An 18,908-nucleotide genomic window follows, 5' to 3' on the forward strand; every position below is an offset into this window, starting at 1 on the left:
CGTTCCGCGTACGGCGTCCGAACGGCGCCCGGCGTCCGGGTGCCCCACCGGGGGCCCGAGGGTGCCCCCGGCGCCTTGCCGGGCCGTCGTGCCGGCACCCCGCGGCGAAACGCTCACGGGACGTTCCCTCCCCGTCCAGATCGACGTCGGCGGGTACACGCCAAGCGCGACGACAACACCCGTATGCGTGTCGTCATCGTCACCGAATCCTTCCCTCCCGACGTCAACGGAGTGGCGCACTGCGCCCTGCAGACCGCGCGCCACCTCGTCCGGCGGGGCCACGCCCCGCTCGTCATCGCCCCCGCCGTCCCCGACCCGGCCGAGGACGCCGACGCCCCCTGCGCCGTCGTCCGGGTGCCCTCCCTGCCCCTGCCCGGCTATCCCCAGGTACGCGTCGCCCTGCCCAGCCGCAGGGTGGCCGCCGCCATCGCCGCACACCGCGCCGACATCGTCCACCTCGCCGGGCCGTTCGTCCTCGGCGTGCGCGGGATGACGGCCGCCGCCCGGCTCGGCATTCCCGCCGTCGCCGTCTACCAGACGGACCTCGCCGGCTACGCGCGCACGTACGTCGGGGCGGGCGAGGGCACCGCCTGGCGCCGCCTCCGCGCCGTGCACGGAGCCGCCGACCGCACCCTCGCCCCCTCGTCCGCCGCCGTGCGCGACCTGGAGGAGCACGGCATCGGCCGCATCCGGCTGTGGGGGCGCGGGGTGGACACCGACCGCTTCCGCCCCGAGCTGCGCGACGCCGCCCTGCGCCGTGAACTCGCCCCCGGCGGGGAACTCCTCGTCGGCTACGTCGGCCGTCTCGCCCCCGAGAAGCAGGTGGACCTGCTCGCCGGATCCTGCGCGCTCCCCGGCGTCCGGGTCGTGGTCGTCGGCGACGGGCCGAGCGGACCCGCGCTCCGCTCCGCGCTCCCCGGCGCCCGTTTCCTCGGCCGCCGCACCGGCCCCGACCTCGCCCGGATCTTCGCCTCGCTCGACGTCTTCGCGCACACCGGCCCCCACGAGACCTTCTGCCAGACCGTGCAGGAGGCCATGGCGAGCGGGGTCCCGGTGATCGCCCCGGCCGCCGGCGGGCCCCTCGACCTGGTCGACCACGGGCGTACGGGGCTGCTCGTCCCGCCGGGCGACCCCGAGGCGCTGAGAGACGCCGTCGCCTCGCTCGCCGCCGCACCGGAGCGACGGGCCGCCTTCGGCCTGAACGGCCGGGCCGCCGTCCAGGGCCGCACCTGGGAGGCCCTCGGCGACGAGCTGATCGGCCACTACCGGGAAGTCCTGCGCGAGCGGACGGCGGTGGCGGCATGAGCGGCATCCGTACGGAGGACGGCGCACGCGCCGTCGACGGTGCCGGGGGCGCCTTCGGTGGTGCAGGGGGTGCCTCCGGCGATGCCCGGGGTGCCCGGGGCGGGCCTCCGGATGCCTTCGGGGGTGCCCGGGGTCCCGGGGGCGGTGCCATGGGTGCCTCCGGCAGTGCCCGGGGTACCGGCGGCGGGCTCAGGATCGTGCGGCTCGCCAACTTCGTCACCCCCACCTCGGGCGGTCTGCGCACCGCCCTCGACCGGCTCGGCCGCGGGTACCTGGCGGCCGGGCACGAGCCGGTCCTCGTCGTCCCCGGCGACGTCGCGAGCGACCACCACACCGACCAGGGACGCATCATCACACTGCCCGGGCCCGTCCTGCCCGGCACCGGCGGCTACCGGGTCCTCGCCGACCGGCGCCGGGTGCGCCGGCTCCTCGACGAGCTCGCCCCCGACCGGATCGAGGTCTCGGACCGCACCACCCTGCGGTGGACGGGGGAGTGGGCGCGACGCGCCCGCGTACCGGCGGTGATGGTCTCCCACGAGACGGCGGACGGGGTCCTGCGCACCTGGGGTGTGCCGCCCGCGCTCGCGGCCCGCGCGGCGGACCGGCTCAACCGCCGCACGGCGTGGGCCTTCGCGCGGATCGTCTGCACGACGGAGTGGGCGGAGCGCGAGTTCGTGCGGATCGGCGCCCGCAACGTCGTCCGGGCGCCGCTCGGCGTGGACCTGGACCTCTGCCGGCCCGGCCGCCGCAGCACCGTGCTCCGCGCCCGGTACGCCGACGGAGAGCGGGTGCTGCTCCTGCTCTGCTCGCGCCTCTCCGTCGAGAAACGGCCCGGCACGGCCCTGGACGCCCTGGAGGAGCTGCGGGCCGCGGGCGTCGCGGCGGCGCTCGTGGTCGCGGGCGACGGGCCCCTGCGGGGCGCCCTGGAGCGCCGGGCGCGCGAGCGGCGGCTGCCGGTGCGGTTCCTCGACCACGTCGCCGACCGCGAGACCCTGGCGGACCTCCAGGCGGCGGCCGACGTGTGCCTGGCCCCGGGGCCCGCGGAAACGTTCGGCCTCTCCGCTCTCGAAGCCCTCGCCTGCGGCACCCCGGTCGTCGTCAGCGCCTCCTCCGCCCTCCCCGAAGTCGTCGGCACCGCCGGGGCCTCCGCCGCCGACACCCCGGCCGCCTTCGCCGCCGCCGTCCGGGAGCTCCTCGCCGCCCCCGAGACCGAGCGCCGCCGCTCCGCACGCGCGCGTGCGGAGCACTTCTCCTGGGACCGTTCCGTCGCCGCCTTCCTCCGCGCCCACGACGCCCTCCCGGCTCCCGCGCCCCGCCGCTCCGAGGAGACCCTCCGATGACGGAGAGAACCGCGGGCACCCGGCCGGGGGCGCTGTCCGCGGGAGGGGGGACGGGCCCGGCGGGGACGGCCGCGTCGGAGGAGACCACCGCGCCCACACGGGCGGCAGCGGCGGCCGAAGCGCCGGCGATCCGGCGCGCTGCGCCAGTCGCTGCCGTCCCGGTGTCCGCCGTGCCGGTGCCTGCCGGGCGGATCCCCGCCGTCCCGGTGCCTGCCGTGCCGGTCCCGGTCGTTCCGGTGCCTGCCGTTCCGGTGCCTGCCGTGCCGGTCCCCGTCGTCCCGGTGCCTGCCGGGCCGGCCCCCGTCGTCCCGCTGCCCGTCCCCGCGATCGCGGCCCCCGGGACACGCGCCGTCCCGGGGCCCGTACCCGGCGGGTCCCTCAGGTTCGCGGTCCTGGGCGACTCGCTCAGCGAGGGGGTCGGCGACCGGGTGGGCGGGGCCTGGCGGGGATGGGCGGCACTGCTCGCCGAGGGACTCGCGGCCGGGGGAGCGGCGACGGAGGTGCGGAACCTCGCCGTCAGCGGGGCCCTCAGCGCCGACGTCGAGGGCGAACAGACCCCTCGCGCCCTGGCGTTCCGGCCGCACCTGGCCTCCGTCGTCGTCGGCGTCAACGACACCCTGCGCCGCACCTTCGACATCGGGCTCCTCGCCCGCCGGCTCGACCGGGTGTGCGCCGACCTCGACGCCCTCGGGGCCGTACTCCTGACAGCCTGCCTCCCCGACCCGGGCCGGATGCTCGGCCTGCCGCCACCCCTGGCGCGCCCGCTGGCCCGCCGCCAGCGCTCCGTCAACGCCGTCGTGCACGCGCTCTCCGCCCGGTACGGAGCCGTCCATCTGCACCTCGCCGACCCCGCCTGGACCGACGACCGCACTCTGTGGAGCGCCGACCGGCTCCACCCCGGCGAGCGCGGCCACCGGGCCGTCGCGGCGGGCTTCCACGAGCTGCTCGCCGCCCGGGGGCTCGCCCACGGCACGCCGCCCGCCCGGGAGCCGGCCGAGCCGGCCCCGACCCGGGCCGACGCCCTGCTCTGGCTCGCCACCGCCGGCACCGGCTGGGTCCTGCGCCGCAGCCGCGACCTGCTCCCGCAGCTCGTCCTGCTCGCCGGTGCCGAGCTGCGCCACTGGGCCGACGGCACCGGCACCGCACCCCTCGACGCGCGCGCGGACGCCGCCCTCGCCGCCGCGCTCGCGGCCACAATGGGGAGATGAACGGGCGCTGGGAGTTCTGGATCGACCGGGGCGGCACCTTCACCGACGTCGTCGGACGACGGCCCGACGGCCGGCTCGTCACCCGCAAGCTGCTCTCCCACGACCCCGCGCGGCACGAGGACGCCGCCGTCGCGGGCATCCGCCTCCTCCTCGGCCTGGAGCCCGGCGAACCCGTGCCCGCCGACCGGATCGCCGTCGTCAAGATGGGCACCACCGTCGCCACCAACGCCCTCCTGGAGCGGCGCGGCGAACCGACGGTCCTCCTCGTCACCGAGGGCTTCCGCGACGCCCTGCGCATCGCCTACCAGAACCGGCCCCGGCTCTTCGACCGCCGCATCGTCCTCCCCGAGCCGGTGTACGCGCGCGTGATCGAGGTTCCCGAACGGGTCGACGCCCACGGGCACGTCGTCCGCCCCCTGGACGAGCCGGCGGTCGCCGAGGCCCTGGCCGCCGCCCGCCGCGCCGGCTTCCGCTCCGCCGCCGTGGTCCTACTGCACGGCTACCGCCACCCGGAGCACGAGACCCGCGTCGCGACGGCCGCCCGCGCCGCCGGCTTCACCCAGGTCAGCTGCTCGCACGAGGTCAGCCCGCTCATCAAGCTGGTCCCGCGCGGCGACACCACCGTCGTCGACGCCTACCTCTCCCCGGTGCTGCGCCGGTACGTCGACGGGGTCGCCCGTGAACTCGCCGGGATCCGCCTCATGTTCATGCAGTCCAACGGCGGACTGCGCGAGGCGGCCCACTTCCGGGGCAAGGACGCCGTCCTGTCCGGCCCGGCGGGCGGTGTCGTCGGCATGGCCCGGACCTCGGCCGCCGCCGGATACGACCGGGTCATCGGCTTCGACATGGGCGGCACCTCCACCGACGTCTCGCACTACGCCGGCACCTTCGAACGCGAACTCGGCACCCAGGTCGCCGGGGTGCGGATGCGCGCCCCGATGATGAGCATCCACACCGTCGCGGCCGGCGGCGGCTCCGTCCTCCACTACGACGGCCGCCGCTACCGCGTCGGCCCCGACTCGGCGGGCGCCGTCCCCGGGCCCGCCTGCTACCGCCGGGGCGGACCGCTCACGGTCACCGACGCCAACGTCATGCTCGGCCGGGTCCAGCCCGCCCACTTCCCCGCCGTCTTCGGCGAGACCGGCGACCGTCCGCTGGACGCCGACGTCGTACGCCGGCGGTTCACGGCCCTCGCGGCGGACGTCGGCGACGGCCGCACCCCCGAGGAGGTCGCCGCGGGCTTCCTGGAGATCGCCGTCCTGAACATGGCCAACGCCGTCAAGAAGATCTCCGTCCAGCGCGGCCACGACGTCACCCGCTACGCCCTCACCAGCTTCGGCGGCGCCGGCGGCCAGCACGCGTGCGCGGTCGCCGACGCCCTGGGCATCGACACCGTCCTCGTCCCCCCGCTCGCCGGTGTGCTCTCCGCCTACGGCATCGGGCTCGCCGACGCCACCGCCATGCGGGAGCGGTCCGTCGAGGCCGCGCTCGACGACCCGGGGACCCACCCGCGCGTGACGGCCCTCTGCGCCGAACTCGCCGACCGGACCCGCGAGGAGCTGCGTACCGACGGGGTGCCCGACGAGGCGATCACCACGCACGCGCGCGTGCTCCTGCGCTACGCCGGCACGGACGCGAGCCTTCAGGTCGACCTCGCCGCCGCCGACTCGATGAAAACCGCGTTCACGGCGATTCACCGGGCGAGATACGCCTTCACCCTGGACCGGCCGCTCGTCGTGGAGGCCGTCTCCGTGGAGGCCGTCGGCAGCGCCGGCCCGCACGGCCCGGTCACCGTCGGCACGGCGGACCGGACCGGCCCCCTCACGCCCCCCGCCACCGTACGGATGCACAGCGGCGGCGCGCCCCACGACGCCCCGCTCCACCGCCGCGCGGCCTTGCGGCCGGGCGACACCGTGGACGGCCCAGCGCTCCTCGCGGAGCCCGACGCCACGACCGTCGTCGACACCGGCTGGCGGGCCACCGCCGCCGACGGCGGCCACCTGGTGCTGCGCCGCGTCACCGCCCGCCCCGCGCGCGTGGCCGCCGGCACGGACGTCGACCCGGTCCTCCTGGAGGTCTTCAACAACCTCTTCATGGCCATCGCCGAGCAGATGGGCGTCCGCCTGGAGAACACCGCCCAGTCGGTCAACATCAAGGAACGCCTCGACTTCTCCTGCGCCCTCTTCGACGCCGAGGGCAACCTCATCGCCAACGCGCCCCACATCCCCGTCCACCTCGGCTCCATGGGCGAGTCCATCAAGGAGGTCCTGCGGCGGCGCGGGGACGACCTGCGCCCCGGCGATGTGTACGCGGTCAACGACCCGTACCACGGCGGCACCCACCTGCCCGACGTCACCGTGGTGACACCGGTTTTCGGTGAGAACGGCGGCGAGCTCCGCTTCCTGGTCGCCTCCCGGGGCCACCACGCCGAGATCGGCGGCATCACCCCCGGCTCCATGCCCGCCTTCAGCCGGACCGTCGACGAGGAGGGCGTCCTCTTCGACAACTGGCTGCTCGTCCGGGACGGCCGGCTGCGCGAGAGGGAGACCAGGGCCCTGCTCACCGGCGCACGCCACCCCTCCCGCGATCCCGACACCAACCTCGCCGACCTCCGCGCCCAGATCGCCGCCAACGAGAAGGGCATCGAGGAACTGCGCCGGACCGTCGCCGAGTTCGGGCTCGACGTCGTCCAGGCGTACATGCGGCACGTCCGCGCCAACGCCGAGGAGTCCGTGCGCCGCATCGTCGCCCGGCTCGACGACGGCTCGTACCGCTACGAGACCGACGGCGGCGCGGTCATCGAGGTCGCCGTCCGCGTCGACCGCGAACGGCGCTCCGCCGTCCTCGACTTCGCCGGCACGTCCGCCCAGCTGCCCGGGAACGCCAACGCGCCCACGGCCGTCGTCATGGCCGCCGTCCTGTACGTCTTCCGCACCCTGGTCGACGAGGACATCCCGCTCAACAGCGGCTGCCTCGCGCCCCTGGAGATCCGCGTCCCGCCCGGTTCGATGCTCGCGCCCGTCCACCCGGCCGCCACCGTCGCCGGGAACGTCGAGACGTCCCAGGCCGTCACCGGCGCGCTGTACGCGGCCCTCGGCGTCCAGGCCGAGGGCTCCGGCACCATGAACAACGTCACCTTCGGCAACGCGCGCGTGCAGTACTACGAGACCGTCGCGAGCGGCTCCGGCGCGGGGGACGGCTTCGACGGCGCCGACGCCGTCCAGACCCATATGACCAACTCCCGGCTCACCGACCCCGAGATCCTGGAGTGGCGCCATCCGGTCCGGGTCGACGCCTTCGCGGTACGGGAGGACAGCGGCGGGCGCGGCCGGTGGCGCGGCGGCCACGGGGTCGAGCGGCGCATCCGCTTCCTGGAGCCGATGACGGTTGCCCTCCTCACCGGCCACCGCCGGATCCCGCCGTACGGGATGGCCGGCGGCGAGCCGGGCGCCCTCGGCGAGAACCTCGTGGAACGCGCCGACGGCACGGTCGAGCACCTCGGCGGAGCCGCCACCACCGAGGTGGGTCCCGGCGACGTCCTGGTCCTGCGCACCCCCGGCGGCGGAGGCTACGGCCGGCCGGCACCGGACGAACGAGCCCCCTCGTGAGAGCCGCACGCCTGCCGGCACCGAAGGCCCGTCACGCGAGGCCCCGCCGCACAAGACCCCGCCATGCGAGGCCCGGCCGCACGAGACCCCGCCATGCGAGGCCCGGCCGCACGAGACCCCGTCACGTGCGGCCCGGCCATGCGAAGCCGCGCCACGCGACGTCCTCCGCGCCGCCCCGCCCTCACCGCGTCGGCACGAACCGCACCGCCGTCCCCGGCACCGCCTGCGCCGCCGCGCCCAGATCGGCCTCCCTGACGACCCCGACGACCGGGTAGCCCCCGGTCGTCGGATGGTCCGCGAGGAAGACCACCGGGCGTCCGTCCGGCGGCACCTGGACCGCGCCGAGGACCATGCCCTCGCTGGCGAGTTCGCCCGGCACGGCCCGTTCCAGGGACGGTCCTTCGAGCCTCAGTCCGATCCGGTTGCTCGCCGGGGAGACCCGGTACGCGCGCGTGGCGAGGGAGCGGAGCGACGCGGCCGTGAACCAGTCGTCGCGAGGGCCGAGCCGGATCCGCAGGACCAGTGTGTCCGGCGGCCCCGGCCAGGGAGGAGCGTCGACCGGCCCCCGTACGGCCGAGTCCGCTCCCAGCGGCAGGACCACGTCCTCGGTCAGCGGCTCCGGGCCGAGCCCGGACAGCAGGTCGGTCGAGCGACTGCCGAGGACCGGAGGGACGTCGACGCCGCCGCCGAACGCCACGTACGAGCGCAGTCCGCGTACGGCCGCGCCGACCTCCAGGACGGCACCGGCGCCCACCCGGACCGCGGTTCCCCAGGCGGCGGGGCGCCCGTCCACCCGGACCGGGCACGGGGCGCCGCCCACCGCGACGGTCACCGCGCAGCGGGGCCGCAGGGCGCACCCGTCGACGGTGGTCTCCAGGACCGCAGCCGTCTCCGCGTTGCCGACGAGCCGGTTGACGAGCCGCACGGCCGCCGGGTCGAGCGCGCCCGAACGGGGCACGCCGAGGTGCGCGTATCCCGCGCGCCCCAGATCCTGCACGGTGGTCAGGGCGCCCGGCCTGACCACGGCGACGGCGCGGTCGGTCATCGTCCGTCCCCCGCCGCCGTGTCCGCCGTGCGCCCCGCGCTGCCGTCCACGGCCGTGAACCGGACCCGGGTGCCGGGGGAGAGGAGCGCAGCCGGCTCGCGGGCGGCGTCCCAGAGCACGGCGTCCGTGGTGCCGATCAACTGCCAGCCGCCGGGGGAGGAACGCGGGTACACACCCGTGTACGGCCCCGCCAGGGCGACCGAGCCGGCCGGGACGGCGGTCCGCGGCGTGGCCCGCCGGGGTACCCCGTACCGCTCGTCGAGCCCGGTCAGATAGCCGAAGCCCGGAGCGAAGCCGCAGAAGGCGACCCGGAACTCGACCGCCGTGTGGATCCGCACCGCCTCCTCGGCGGACACCCCCCACAGCGCGGCGACCTCCGCCAGATCGGGTCCGTCGTAGCGGACCGGCACCTCCACGGTCCCGCCCGCGCGCGCGTGCGGTGGCCCGACCTCCCAGCCGGGCAGCTCGGCCGAGAGCCGGTCCGGGTCCGCCACCCCGTCGAGCAGCACGGTCCTCGCGGCCGGCACGATCTCGCGGACGGCCGGAAGCGCGCCGGTCTCGCGCCGGCGCAGCAGCTCGGCGTGGAACGCCTCCGTCTCCTCGCCGCAGCCCAGCTCGACCAGGAGCGCCCGCTCGCCCACCCGGAGCACGCGGGGGCCGGCGGCGCTCACGCGAACGCCTCCACCCGCACACCGGAGCCTTCGAGGCGTTCCCGGACCCGTCGGGCCAGGCCGACCGCGCCCGGGGTGTCCCCGTGCAGGCACAGCGACCGGGCGCGGACGGCCACGGAGCTGCCGCAGTGCGCGGTGACGACCCCGGACCGGGCCATGGCCACCGACCGTTCCACGACCTCGTCCGGGTCGGTGACGACGGCTCCCTCCTGCCCCCGTGGCAGCAGGGAGCCGTCCGCCCGGTAGGCCCGGTCGCCGAACGCCTCGGGGACGACCGGCAGCCCGGCCGCCGCGGCGGCCTCGTGCAGCCGTGATCCGGGAAGGCCCAGGACGGGCAGCGTCCGGGCCGCGAGCAGCACGCCCTCGACGACCGCCGCGGCCTGTTCCCCGTCGTGGACGACCCGGTTGTACAGGGCGCCGTGCGGCTTCACGTACGAGACCCGCGAGCCCGCAGCCCGCGCGAACACCTCCAGGGCGCCGATCTGGTAGGCCACCTCGGCGGCCAGCTCCGCCGCCGGGACGTCCATCGCGCGCCGCCCGAAACCGGCCAGGTCGCGGTAGGACACCTGGGCCCCGATGCGTACCCCCCGCGCGGCCGCCAGCTCGCACACCCGCCGCATGGTGGCCGCGTCCCCGGCGTGGAAGCCGCAGGCCACGTTGGCGCTGGTGACGACGGACAGCAGCTGTTCGTCGTCGGTCAGCGTCCAGCGGCCGAAGCCCTCGCCGAGGTCGGCGTTGAGGTCGATCGTGGCCGAGGTCATGTCAGGGGTCCCTTCCTTGACGGAGAACCGGCGGCGGTCGTCCGGCGCGTCCCCGGTTCGGCGACGAGCAAAGTAGAGGATTGTTGAACGATCCGACAAGAGGCGTGTTGTCGCCTCCGGGTTTCTGCGGTTGACTCGGCCGCGGACGCGAGGAAGGGAAGGGGCGCCGTGGACGTGAGGGACGCCGCCGAAGTAGGGGGCCTGGCGGACGACCGCGCGCTGCTCGGGCGGACGAGCACGGCGGAGCGGGTCGCCGACATCCTGCGGACACGGATCGCGGAGGGCTACTTCCCACCCGGCACGCGGCTCTCCGAGGACAGCATCGGCGGCGCCCTCGGTGTGTCCCGCAACACACTCCGGGAGGCGTTCCGGCTCCTCACCCACGAACGCCTGCTCGTCCACGAACTCAACCGGGGGGTCTTCGTCCGGGTCCTCGCCGTCGGCGACGTGGACGACATCTACCGCACCCGCAGGCTCGTCGAATGCGCCGTCGTCCGGGGCCTCGGGCAGCCGCCCTTCACCCTCGACGGCCTCCTCGCCGCCGTGGCCGAGGGCGAGGCCGGGGCCAGCGCCGCCGACTGGAACGCCGTCTCCACGGCCAACATCCACTTCCACCGCGAACTCGTCGCCCTCGCCGGCAGCGCCCGCACCGACGAGCTCATGCGCGGCGTCCTCGCCGAGCTCCGGCTCGCCTTCCACGTCGTCGACGACCCGCGCGCCCTGCACGAGCCCTACCTCCTGCGGAACAGGGAGATCCTGGACGCCCTGCGGGCCGGCGAACGAGGCACGGCCGAGCGGCTCCTCGCCCGCTACCTCGACGACTCCCGCGTCCGGATCGTGGCCGCGTACGCCCGTGCCGTCGACGCCCCGGCGGGCCCGGCCGGCTGACCGCCGGCCCCTTCCGGGACCCCGTCGACCGCCCTCCCCGAGCCCGGTCGCATCTGCGCCGTTTCGACCGTTGTCAGTTCGAGGACCTAATCTGTCCACCGTGACTTCGCCTGCCTCGACGGACCTCGCTCCGCCCCAGCTCAGCGCGGGGCCGCGGCCCGCGCAGGGCCCGGCCGCCGACGAAGGGCTCGCGCGGCGCCTCCGCGCGCTCGCGTGCACCGCCCCGCTGCACGACCTCGACGCGCGCAAGGCCAACCTGGCCGGCGAGTACACGGTCTATGCGATGGCCGAGGTGGCCCTCGCCGCGATCGACCTCATCACGCTCAACATGGACTTCGACACCGGCGCCGACCACGAGCAGATCGTCGCCCGGCTGCTGCCCCGCGTCGCCGCCCAGGCCCCCGCCCGCCCCGCCGCCGAGCACGAGCGCGTGGCCCGCTGGGTCCTGGAGAACCTCATCAACGTCGGCAGCGTCGACCGCGGCTTCCGCGCGGTCTACGGCACCTTCGGGACCGACGGGGTCTACGTCCGCAGGGACTACGACTTCAAGCTCATCGAGGAGGTCCCGGGATACGGCGGCGGTGTCTACCTCCGCACCACCGACGAAGCGGTGAACGTCCTCGTCGGCGCCCTCGACACCGACGTCACCAGCGCCCAGATCGCCGCCGAGGTGAAGCTGGAGGTCCTCATCAACCGGGGCCGCCTGGCCGACGCCCAGCTCGCCGCCGAGCAGGCGCGCTACCGGACCGTGCAGTACGCCGAGCTCCTCCGCAAGACCCTGGAGGCCACCCGGCGCAACGTCCGCGCGGTGGACTGGCTCAACACCGTCCCCGACATGATCGCCGAGGCGCTCGACCACGTCGCCGACCGCTACCGCCACGAGAACGCGATCCTCACCAACATCCGCAGGGCCCGCGACGAGGCCGAGGCCACCTCCGACGCGAAGACGGCCGAGCACAAGCGGCGCGCCGCCGAGCTCGTCGACATAGTGAAGGACTGCATCCGGCGCCACACCCAGCTCCAGTCGCGCCTTCTGGAGGCCGGGCCCCTCTTCCGCGCCGAGCAGGACCGGCAGGCGTTCGCCGCCCCCGCGATGTACACCGGACTCGACCTGTACGGCCAGCTTGTCGCCCCGGTCCTGCCGCTCCCCGTCGAGCAGGCCACCCGGGTCACCGACGCCTTCTTCGCCCACGGCACCGGACTGCGGACGCCCGCCTCCGTCCGCCTCGGCGACCTCGTCGACCTGCTCCTCACCCCGCCCGTGGAGCGCGAGCACCTCGGCGCGGAGATGCCCGAGCCCGACCTCATCGCCACCCCCGACGACTCCCGCTTCAGCGAGGAACAGCTCGCGAGCGCCCAGCGCCTGCTCGACCTGGAGCACGACGCCCCGCGCCGGCTCTCCGGCCTGCTCGCCGACGCCCGCCGCCTCGACCCCGACCTGCCGTACCTCGTCGCCCTCCTCGCCGTGCACGCGGCGAGCCCCCCGGTCGGCACGGCCTACCGGCAGGGCGAGGAGCGGCTCCTCTTCGCCGTCGACGACGGCACCCCCCTCGACGACCCCGAGTTCGGCGGCGCCGACCTGATCGTCGGTACGGCCCTGCTCGACGCGGCGGGCATGGCCGCCGACCGCACGGAGGCCACGTGACCCTCGTCCCCCAGGCCCCCGCACCCACCGCCGGGCCCGACCCTGCCACCGCCGTCCCCGCCGCAGCCGTACCACCGGCCCGCACGGAGCCGGCGGACCTCACCGCCCCCGCACCCGCCGAGGCACCCGAGCCCGCTGCCGCGCCCGCGCCGGAGCCGGTGACCCCGCCCGCTTCCGCGCCGGGGTCCACCGCCGCGCCCGCCGCCGCTTCCGCGCCTGCGCCCGCCGAGGCGCCGGAGCCCGCTGCCGCGCCCGCGCCGCAGCTGGAGACCCCGTCCGCGCCCGCGCCGGGGCCCGCCGCCGCTCCCGCGCCCGCCTCCGCTGCGGCACCGGTACCCGCCCCCGAGCCCGTCCCCGCCCCGGCCCAGGAGGCCGCCCGGGAACAGGGCGACGACCCGTCGTCGCACGGGCCGCGGCTGCGTGCCGTGCTCGTGGAGCCGCCGACGGGTGGCCGGGGCGAGAGCGAGGGACGGGCGCCGCGGGTGTCCCGCGAGGGGGAGGAGCCCGGCGCGGCCGCCGTCAGGCGGCCCCGGTTCGGGACCGTTCCGATCCCGTCGCGCAGCGTCCCGGCGCGGCGCCGGCAGGTCCCGTCCGTGCGTGCCGTGCGGCTGACGGACGAGCCGGCCGCGCCCGTCGACCGCCCGGCCCCCGCCGCCCCCGCGGCCGTCACCCCCGTCCCGCTGCCCGTGCCCCGGCCCGGCACCGGCGCCGTACCCACCGAGAGCCGTACCGAGGAGCCCCAGCCGTGAGCGAAACCCACGCCGAGTACGCCGACGCGTGGAGCGAGCAGGAGCCCCCGCAGCCCCCGGCCCCCTCCACCACCGGCGCCCCCGCGTCCGCCGTCACCCCCGCGGACGCCGCCGACGCGGCCCGGCTCGTCTCCTTCGGGCTCCAGCCGAAGCTGCTGCCGGCCCGTGACGCCGAGTACACCGAGCTGCTCCGCCGCTACCGCGAGGACCCCGCCTTCGCGCGCCTCGCCGACGCCGTCGCCACCGGCCTCGGCCTCGTCGTCCTGGAGGTCTCCCCGCGCGCGGGGATGGCCGTCACCGCCGGCGAGGACTCCGTCTTCGCCGTCCGGATGGGCGACTACGCCCGCCGCGCCTCCCCGGACTCCGCCGACCGGTTCCTGCACGGCCTGGCCCACCTCGCCGTCGCGGCGATGGCGTTTCCCCGGCCCGAGGACCTCGCGGACGACGCGTACATCGGCCGTCTCACCGTCAACGGAGTCGACGCGTTCGTGCGCCAGGCGTGCCTGCGCCTGGAGCAGCGCGCCGAGGAAGAGGGCGAGAACACCGACCCGGCGTCCGACGCGCCCGGCCTGGAGGCCGCCTGGCGGATCTACGCCCGCCGCAGCGCCACCGGCGCCACCAAGGACGCCCGCCGGCTCGCCGGCTCCACCACCGGCATCGTCGGCAAGGCGGCCGCGTTCCTCACCGACTCCGGTTTCCTCCAGCGCACCGGCGACGAGGGCGGCGGCTCCTACCGGACCACCGCCCGCTACCAGCTCCAGGTCCGCGACATGGCCGGTTCCGCCGCCATGGCCGAGCTCCTGGAACTCGGCGTCGTCCCCGTCAGCGACGGTTCCGCGACGCTGGTCCCGCCGCCCGAGGGCGACGACCTGGAGCTCGCCGCCGACGCGGGCCTCCCGTTCCACTCCTAGCACCGCCCGCCCCGCCGCGTAACCGACCTTCCCCAGCACGAGAGTCCCTCGCCATGTACGAGCTGTCCCGGGTCCGCCTCTACTCGATCGGTCCCGCCGGTGCGCGCTACGCCGACACCGTCCTGGACCTGCGCGGGGTCGGCGCGCCCGTGCCCCACCCCGCCCCCACCCAGGCGGAGTTCTTCGAGGAGGAGCCGGTCGGCCCGCCGCGCCGCCCGGCCCCCGCGGGCGTGCTGTTCCTGGAGAACGGCGGCGGCAAGTCCGTCCTCCTCAAGCTGATCTTCTCGGTCATGCTCCCCGGCCATCGCAACACCCTGGGCGGCGCCAGCTCCGGCGTGCTGCGCAAGTTCCTGCTCGCCGACGACTGCGGTCACGTCGCCCTGGAGTGGCAGCACACCCTCACGGGCGAGCTCGTCGTCGTCGGCAAGGCCAGCGAGTGGCGCGGCCGCCAGGTGTCCAACGACCCGCGGAAGTTCGCCGAGGCGTGGTACTCCTTCCGTCCCGGCCCCGGACTCAGCCTGGACAACCTCCCCGTCGCCGAGGCGACCTCGGTCCGGCCGCCCGTCGAAGGCGCCTCCGGCGCGACCGGCCGCCGTCGCACCATGAAGGGCTTCCGCGACGCGCTCACCGAGGCGGGCAAGGCGTACCCGCACCTGGAGGTGGTCTGGGAGGAGATCCACGACCGCTGGAACGAGCACCTCGGCGAGCTGGGCCTCGACCCCGAACTCTTCCGCTACCAGCGCGAGATGAACGCCGACGAGGGCGAGGCCGCCGGCCTCTTCGCGGTCAAGAAGGACTCCGACTTCACCGACCTGCTGCTGCGCGCCGTCACCGACACCCGGGACACCGACGGTCTCGCGGACCTCGTCGGCGGCTTCGGCAACAAGCTGGGCCGGCGTGCCGAGCTGACCGCCGAGCGCGATTTCACGGCCGGCTCCGTGGACCTCCTCGGCCGGATCGTCGAGGCCGCCGGGACCCGGTCCCACGCGCGCGACGTCCACGCGGGCGCCGAGCGCCGTACCCGCGTCCTCGCCCGCCGGCTGTCCGCCCGCGGCGCCGAGGAGCGGGGCCGCGGGGCCGAGCTGGCCCAGCAGGTCACCTCCGCCGCCCACGCCGTCGACGAGGCGGAGACGGCCCGCGGCCGCAGCTCCCTCATCGCCGCCGAACTCGCCTACCGGCACGCCTCCCTGGCGCTGACCGCCGCAGAGAAGGGCGCGGCCTCCCAGCGCCGCGAACTCACCGACGCCCGCACCCTGCACTCCGCCTGGCAGGCCGCCGAGGCGGTGCTCCGCCACCGGTCCGCCGGCGACCGGTCCGCGCGCGTGGCCGTCGCCATCCGCGAGGCCGAGCGCGACGCCGCCCCGGCGCTCGCGGCCCGCGCCAAGGCCGCCGCCGACCTCGTACGGGCCCTCGCGTCCGCCGCCGAGGAAGGCGAGCGCCGCGCGGCGGAGGAGGAGGAGCGTTCCACCGCCCTCCAGGACGTCGGCGAGACCGCCCACCGCGACGCCACCGTCGCCGCCACCGAGGCCCAGCGCGCCCGCAGCGAGGCCGGCCACCTGCGCCAGCGGCTCGCCGAGGTCGAGCAGGAGACCGCCGAGGCCGTACGGGCCGGCTGGCTCGACGACACCGCGCCCGACGCCGACCCGGCCCGCGCCGCCCTCGCCGCGAGCGACGCGGAGAAGACCGCGGTCGCCGCCTGGGACACGGCCCGCGAGGCCGCCCGCACGGCAGCCGAGCGCGCGCGTGAGGCGGCCGGGGCCGAATCCCGCGCCGAACTCGCCGCCGCCCGCGCCGCCGACGCGGCCGAGGCCGCCGGGAACGCCTACGACGCCGAGCGCCGCGCCGCCGAGTCCCTCGCCGCCGAGGAGCGCCTCGCCGAACTCCTCAGCCTCCCGGCCGGCGATCTCCCCGGCCTCCCGGCCGGCGGTTCGCCGCTCCCGGGCCAGCGTGCCGCCGGCCCGGCCGCCTCCCACGACGCTCCCGTGCCGGACGGCGGCGCCCCGCAGGGCCCGCTCACCGTCACCGAGTTCGACCGGTACGCCGACGAGCTGCGCGGCATGCTCGACCAGGCCGTCGGCTCCGCCGAGCGGCAGCTCTTCGAACTGCGCACCGCCGCGGCCGACGACTCCCGCATCCTCGGCGCCCTCGGCGACGGCGGCCTGCTGCCGCCCGGCCCCGACGTCCTCGCCACCGTCGAGTACCTCGGCGAGCACGGCATCCCCGCGCTCCCCGGCTGGCGCTACCTCGCCCAGGCCGTGGACCCCGCGGACCACGCCCGCGTCCTCGCCGCCCGCCCCGAGCTCGTCGACGGAGTCGTGATCACCGACCCCGTCTCCTACGGACGCGCCCGCGAGGTCCTCGGCTCCGCCGCCCTGCTGCCCCGCTCCGCCGTGGCCGTGGGCACCGCCGCCGCCCTGCTCGCCCCCGTGCCCGCGCAGGAGGCGGCCGAGGACACCGGCGTCTTCCTCGTCCCGCCGAACCCGGCCATGCACGACGAGCACGCGGCCGACGAGGAGCGCCACGCCCTGCGCGCCCGCGCCGCCGCCCGCGACGAGGAGATCCGCACCCTCGCCGCCCGTCTCGCCGGCGACCGCTCCCTCGCCGCCCGCATCGGCGCCTGGCGCGCCGACTGCCCGCTCGGGATGCTCGCCGAACTCGCGGCCGTGGCCACCACCGCCCGTGAGACCGCCGAGGCCGCCGCCGCGACCCTCGACGAGGCCCGTACGGTACGTGCGGAGGCCGACGAGGCCGCCGCCGACGCGGCCCAGGTCAGGGACGAGCGCCAGGAGGCCGCCCAGCGCGCCCGCCGCGTCGCCGACGCCCTCGCGGGCCTGGCGTTCCGCCTGCGGGAGCGCGCCGCCTGGCAGGCCAAGGTCCGTGAACTCGCCGACGACGCCACCGAGTCCGAGGCCCGCGCCCAGACGTGCCTGGAGCGTGCCCGGGCCGCCGACGAGGACCGCCGCGCGACCCAGCGCGCCGCCGACGACGCCCACCGCACCGCCCGCGCCCTGCGCGCCGAGCGCGCCGAGATCACCGGCGCCTTCGACACCCTCCCCGAGGAGGACCCGGCCGCGCCCCGCACCGCGCTCCCCACCCTGCGCGAGGCGTACCGGGCCGCGTCCCAGCTGTACGAGAAGGTCGGCGTCGGCGCCGACCTGCGCGCCGAGCAGGCCCGCGCCGAGAGCGACGAGTCCGCCGCCCTCGCCGAGCTCGACCGCCTCACCAACAAGGTCCGCACCCGCGCCGAGCAGCTCCTGGAGTCCACCGACGGCGCCGACGGCCCGTCCCGGCAGGCCGCGGCCGCGCGCGCCGAGTCCCTGGTCCAGATGCTGGAGACCCGCGCCTCGGAGGCGAGCGAGAAGCTCGGCCGGCTCCGCGGCGAGGCCGAGCGCCTGGCCCCCGAGGACGGCGGGGCCCACACCGAGCTGCCCGAGGAGCTCGTACCCGCCGACGCCGAGCGGGCGCAGGTCCTGCTCCGTACCGCGACCACCGAACTCGCCTCCCGTACCGACGCCCTGGAGTCCGCGCGCGCCGCCCACACCGGCCTGCTGCGGGACCACCGGGCCGCCGAGGACGCGGCCGGCGGCTTCGACGAGACGGCCGCCCTCCTGCGGGACCTGCTCCGCGACCACGCGGACGAGGAGCGGGACGAGCCCGAGCCCTACCGCGGCACCCTGGAGGAGGCCCGTACGGTGGCGGCCGAGGCGCGGCGCTCGCTGCGCGGCTGCACGGCCGAGCTGTCCGCCGCCGACGCCGCCGTGCGCGAGGCGAGCGACATCCTCGTCCGGCACGCCAACTCCACCCGCTACGAGCAGGTCCGCACCCCGGCCCGCCAGCAGATCCGCGAACTGCCGGCGTCCGCCCTTCCCGAGCACGCCGCCAAGTGGGCCGAGGCGTTCGCGCCCCGGCTGCGGGTCCTCACCGACGAGCTGGAGCAGCTGGAGCGCAACCGCGACTCGATCGTGGACCGGCTGCGCGGCCTCGTGGAGTCCTCGCTCGCGACCCTCCGCTCCGCCCAGCGGCTCTCCCGGCTCCCCGAGGGCCTCGGCGAGTGGTCGGGCCAGGAGTTCCTGCGGATCCGCTTCGAGGAGCCCGACCAGGCCACGCTCGCGGAGCGGCTCGGGGAGGTCGTCGACGAGGCCACGCGCGCCGCCGTCAAGAAGAACTCCGACCTGCGGCGCGACGGTATGTCCCTGCTGCTCAGGGGCGTTCAGGCGGCGCTCGAACCCAAGGGCATCTCCGTCGAGATCCTCAAGCCGGACGCGGTGCTGCGCGCCGAGCGGGTGCCCGTCGGCCAGATGGGCGACGTCTTCTCCGGCGGCCAGCTGCTCACCGCGGCCATCGCCCTGTACTGCACGATGGCGGCGCTCCGCTCCAACGACCGGGGCCGCGACAAGCACCGGCACGCGGGCACGCTCTTCCTGGACAACCCGATCGGCCGTGCCAACGCCACGTACCTGCTCGAACTCCAGCGGGCCGTGTCGGACGCGCTCGGCGTCCAGCTCCTCTACACGACGGGCCTGTTCGACACGACCGCGCTGGCCGAGTTCCCGCTGGTGATCCGGCTGCGCAACGACGCCGACCTGCGGGCCGGTCTGAAGTACATCAGCGTGGAGGAGCACCTGCGTCCGGGCCTGCCGCAGCCCGGTGCGGACGGGGAGACGATCCACGGCGAGATCACGGCGACACGGATGTTCCGCCGGCACCAGTCCGACGGCCCGGCCTCGCCGGGATCGGCCTGACGGACGACGGAGCGGCCCGGCCCCCTGAGGGGGCC

The 18,908-nt window shown here is 76.7% G+C and carries 12 protein-coding genes; 9 read left to right on the top strand and 3 right to left on the bottom strand.

Annotated elements, in window-relative coordinates; all coding sequences use genetic code 11:
* The first annotated feature begins 183 nt into the window (after positions 1–183).
* The 4 genes from ACFVZH_RS32185 (at position 184) to ACFVZH_RS32200 (ending at position 7,461) form a co-directional block, all read left to right on the top strand.
* Complete coding sequence (locus tag ACFVZH_RS32185; protein ID WP_384902885.1) at positions 184–1,305, top strand: glycosyltransferase family 4 protein; 1,122 nt, start codon at positions 184–186, stop codon at positions 1,303–1,305.
* Positions 1,306–1,454: 149 nt separating this feature from the next.
* Positions 1,455–2,645, top strand: coding sequence for a glycosyltransferase (locus tag ACFVZH_RS32190; protein ID WP_384902887.1), 1,191 nt, complete (start codon positions 1,455–1,457; stop codon positions 2,643–2,645).
* Positions 2,646–2,971: 326 nt separating this feature from the next.
* Positions 2,972–3,853: an SGNH/GDSL hydrolase family protein gene (locus ACFVZH_RS32195; RefSeq protein ID WP_384902909.1), complete on the top strand. Its 882-nt coding sequence runs from the start codon at positions 2,972–2,974 to the stop codon at positions 3,851–3,853.
* Positions 3,850–7,461 (top strand): hydantoinase B/oxoprolinase family protein, encoded by a 3,612-nt coding sequence (locus tag ACFVZH_RS32200; protein WP_384902889.1) that lies wholly within the window; start codon positions 3,850–3,852, stop codon positions 7,459–7,461. Before ACFVZH_RS32195 ends, ACFVZH_RS32200 begins: the two co-directional genes overlap by 4 nt.
* 181 nt (positions 7,462–7,642) lie before the next feature.
* On the opposite strand, the gene ACFVZH_RS32205 is transcribed toward ACFVZH_RS32200, so the two are convergent.
* The 3 genes from ACFVZH_RS32205 to ACFVZH_RS32215 are packed head-to-tail and all read right to left on the bottom strand — an operon-like array spanning position 7,643 to position 9,938.
* Positions 7,643–8,506: a biotin-dependent carboxyltransferase family protein gene (locus ACFVZH_RS32205; protein WP_384902891.1), complete on the bottom strand. Its 864-nt coding sequence runs from the start codon at positions 8,504–8,506 to the stop codon at positions 7,643–7,645.
* On the bottom strand, positions 8,503–9,177 hold the full coding sequence (locus tag ACFVZH_RS32210) for an allophanate hydrolase subunit 1 (protein ID WP_384902893.1): 675 nt from the start codon (positions 9,175–9,177) through the stop codon (positions 8,503–8,505). The genes ACFVZH_RS32205 and ACFVZH_RS32210 overlap by 4 nt, the downstream gene beginning before the upstream one ends.
* On the bottom strand, positions 9,174–9,938 hold the full coding sequence (locus tag ACFVZH_RS32215) for a LamB/YcsF family protein (protein ID WP_384902895.1): 765 nt from the start codon (positions 9,936–9,938) through the stop codon (positions 9,174–9,176). The genes ACFVZH_RS32210 and ACFVZH_RS32215 overlap by 4 nt, the downstream gene beginning before the upstream one ends.
* Before the next feature lie 168 nt (positions 9,939–10,106).
* Here ACFVZH_RS32215 and ACFVZH_RS32220 point away from each other — a divergent pair, with 168 nt between their 5' ends.
* The 5 genes from ACFVZH_RS32220 to ACFVZH_RS32240 all read left to right on the top strand — a co-directional run bounded on the left by ACFVZH_RS32220 (position 10,107) and on the right by ACFVZH_RS32240 (position 18,873).
* Positions 10,107–10,826, top strand: coding sequence for a GntR family transcriptional regulator (locus ACFVZH_RS32220; RefSeq protein WP_384902897.1), 720 nt, complete (start codon positions 10,107–10,109; stop codon positions 10,824–10,826).
* A 100-nt stretch (positions 10,827–10,926) separates the two neighbouring features.
* Positions 10,927–12,471, top strand: coding sequence for a hypothetical protein (locus ACFVZH_RS32225; protein WP_384902899.1), 1,545 nt, complete (start codon positions 10,927–10,929; stop codon positions 12,469–12,471).
* Positions 12,468–13,220, top strand: coding sequence for a hypothetical protein (locus ACFVZH_RS32230; protein ID WP_384902900.1), 753 nt, complete (start codon positions 12,468–12,470; stop codon positions 13,218–13,220). The genes ACFVZH_RS32225 and ACFVZH_RS32230 overlap by 4 nt, the downstream gene beginning before the upstream one ends.
* Positions 13,217–14,131 carry a hypothetical protein gene (locus ACFVZH_RS32235; RefSeq protein ID WP_384902902.1) on the top strand — a complete coding sequence of 305 codons (915 nt, stop codon included), beginning with the start codon at positions 13,217–13,219 and terminating at the stop codon, positions 14,129–14,131. Before ACFVZH_RS32230 ends, ACFVZH_RS32235 begins: the two co-directional genes overlap by 4 nt.
* 53 nt (positions 14,132–14,184) lie before the next feature.
* Positions 14,185–18,873 (top strand): hypothetical protein, encoded by a 4,689-nt coding sequence (locus ACFVZH_RS32240; RefSeq protein ID WP_384902903.1) that lies wholly within the window; start codon positions 14,185–14,187, stop codon positions 18,871–18,873.
* The last annotated feature ends 35 nt before the right edge of the window (positions 18,874–18,908 follow it).

The sequence above is a fragment of the Streptomyces sp. NPDC059534 genome, from assembly GCF_042743475.1.
Classification (GTDB): domain Bacteria; phylum Actinomycetota; class Actinomycetes; order Streptomycetales; family Streptomycetaceae; genus Streptomyces.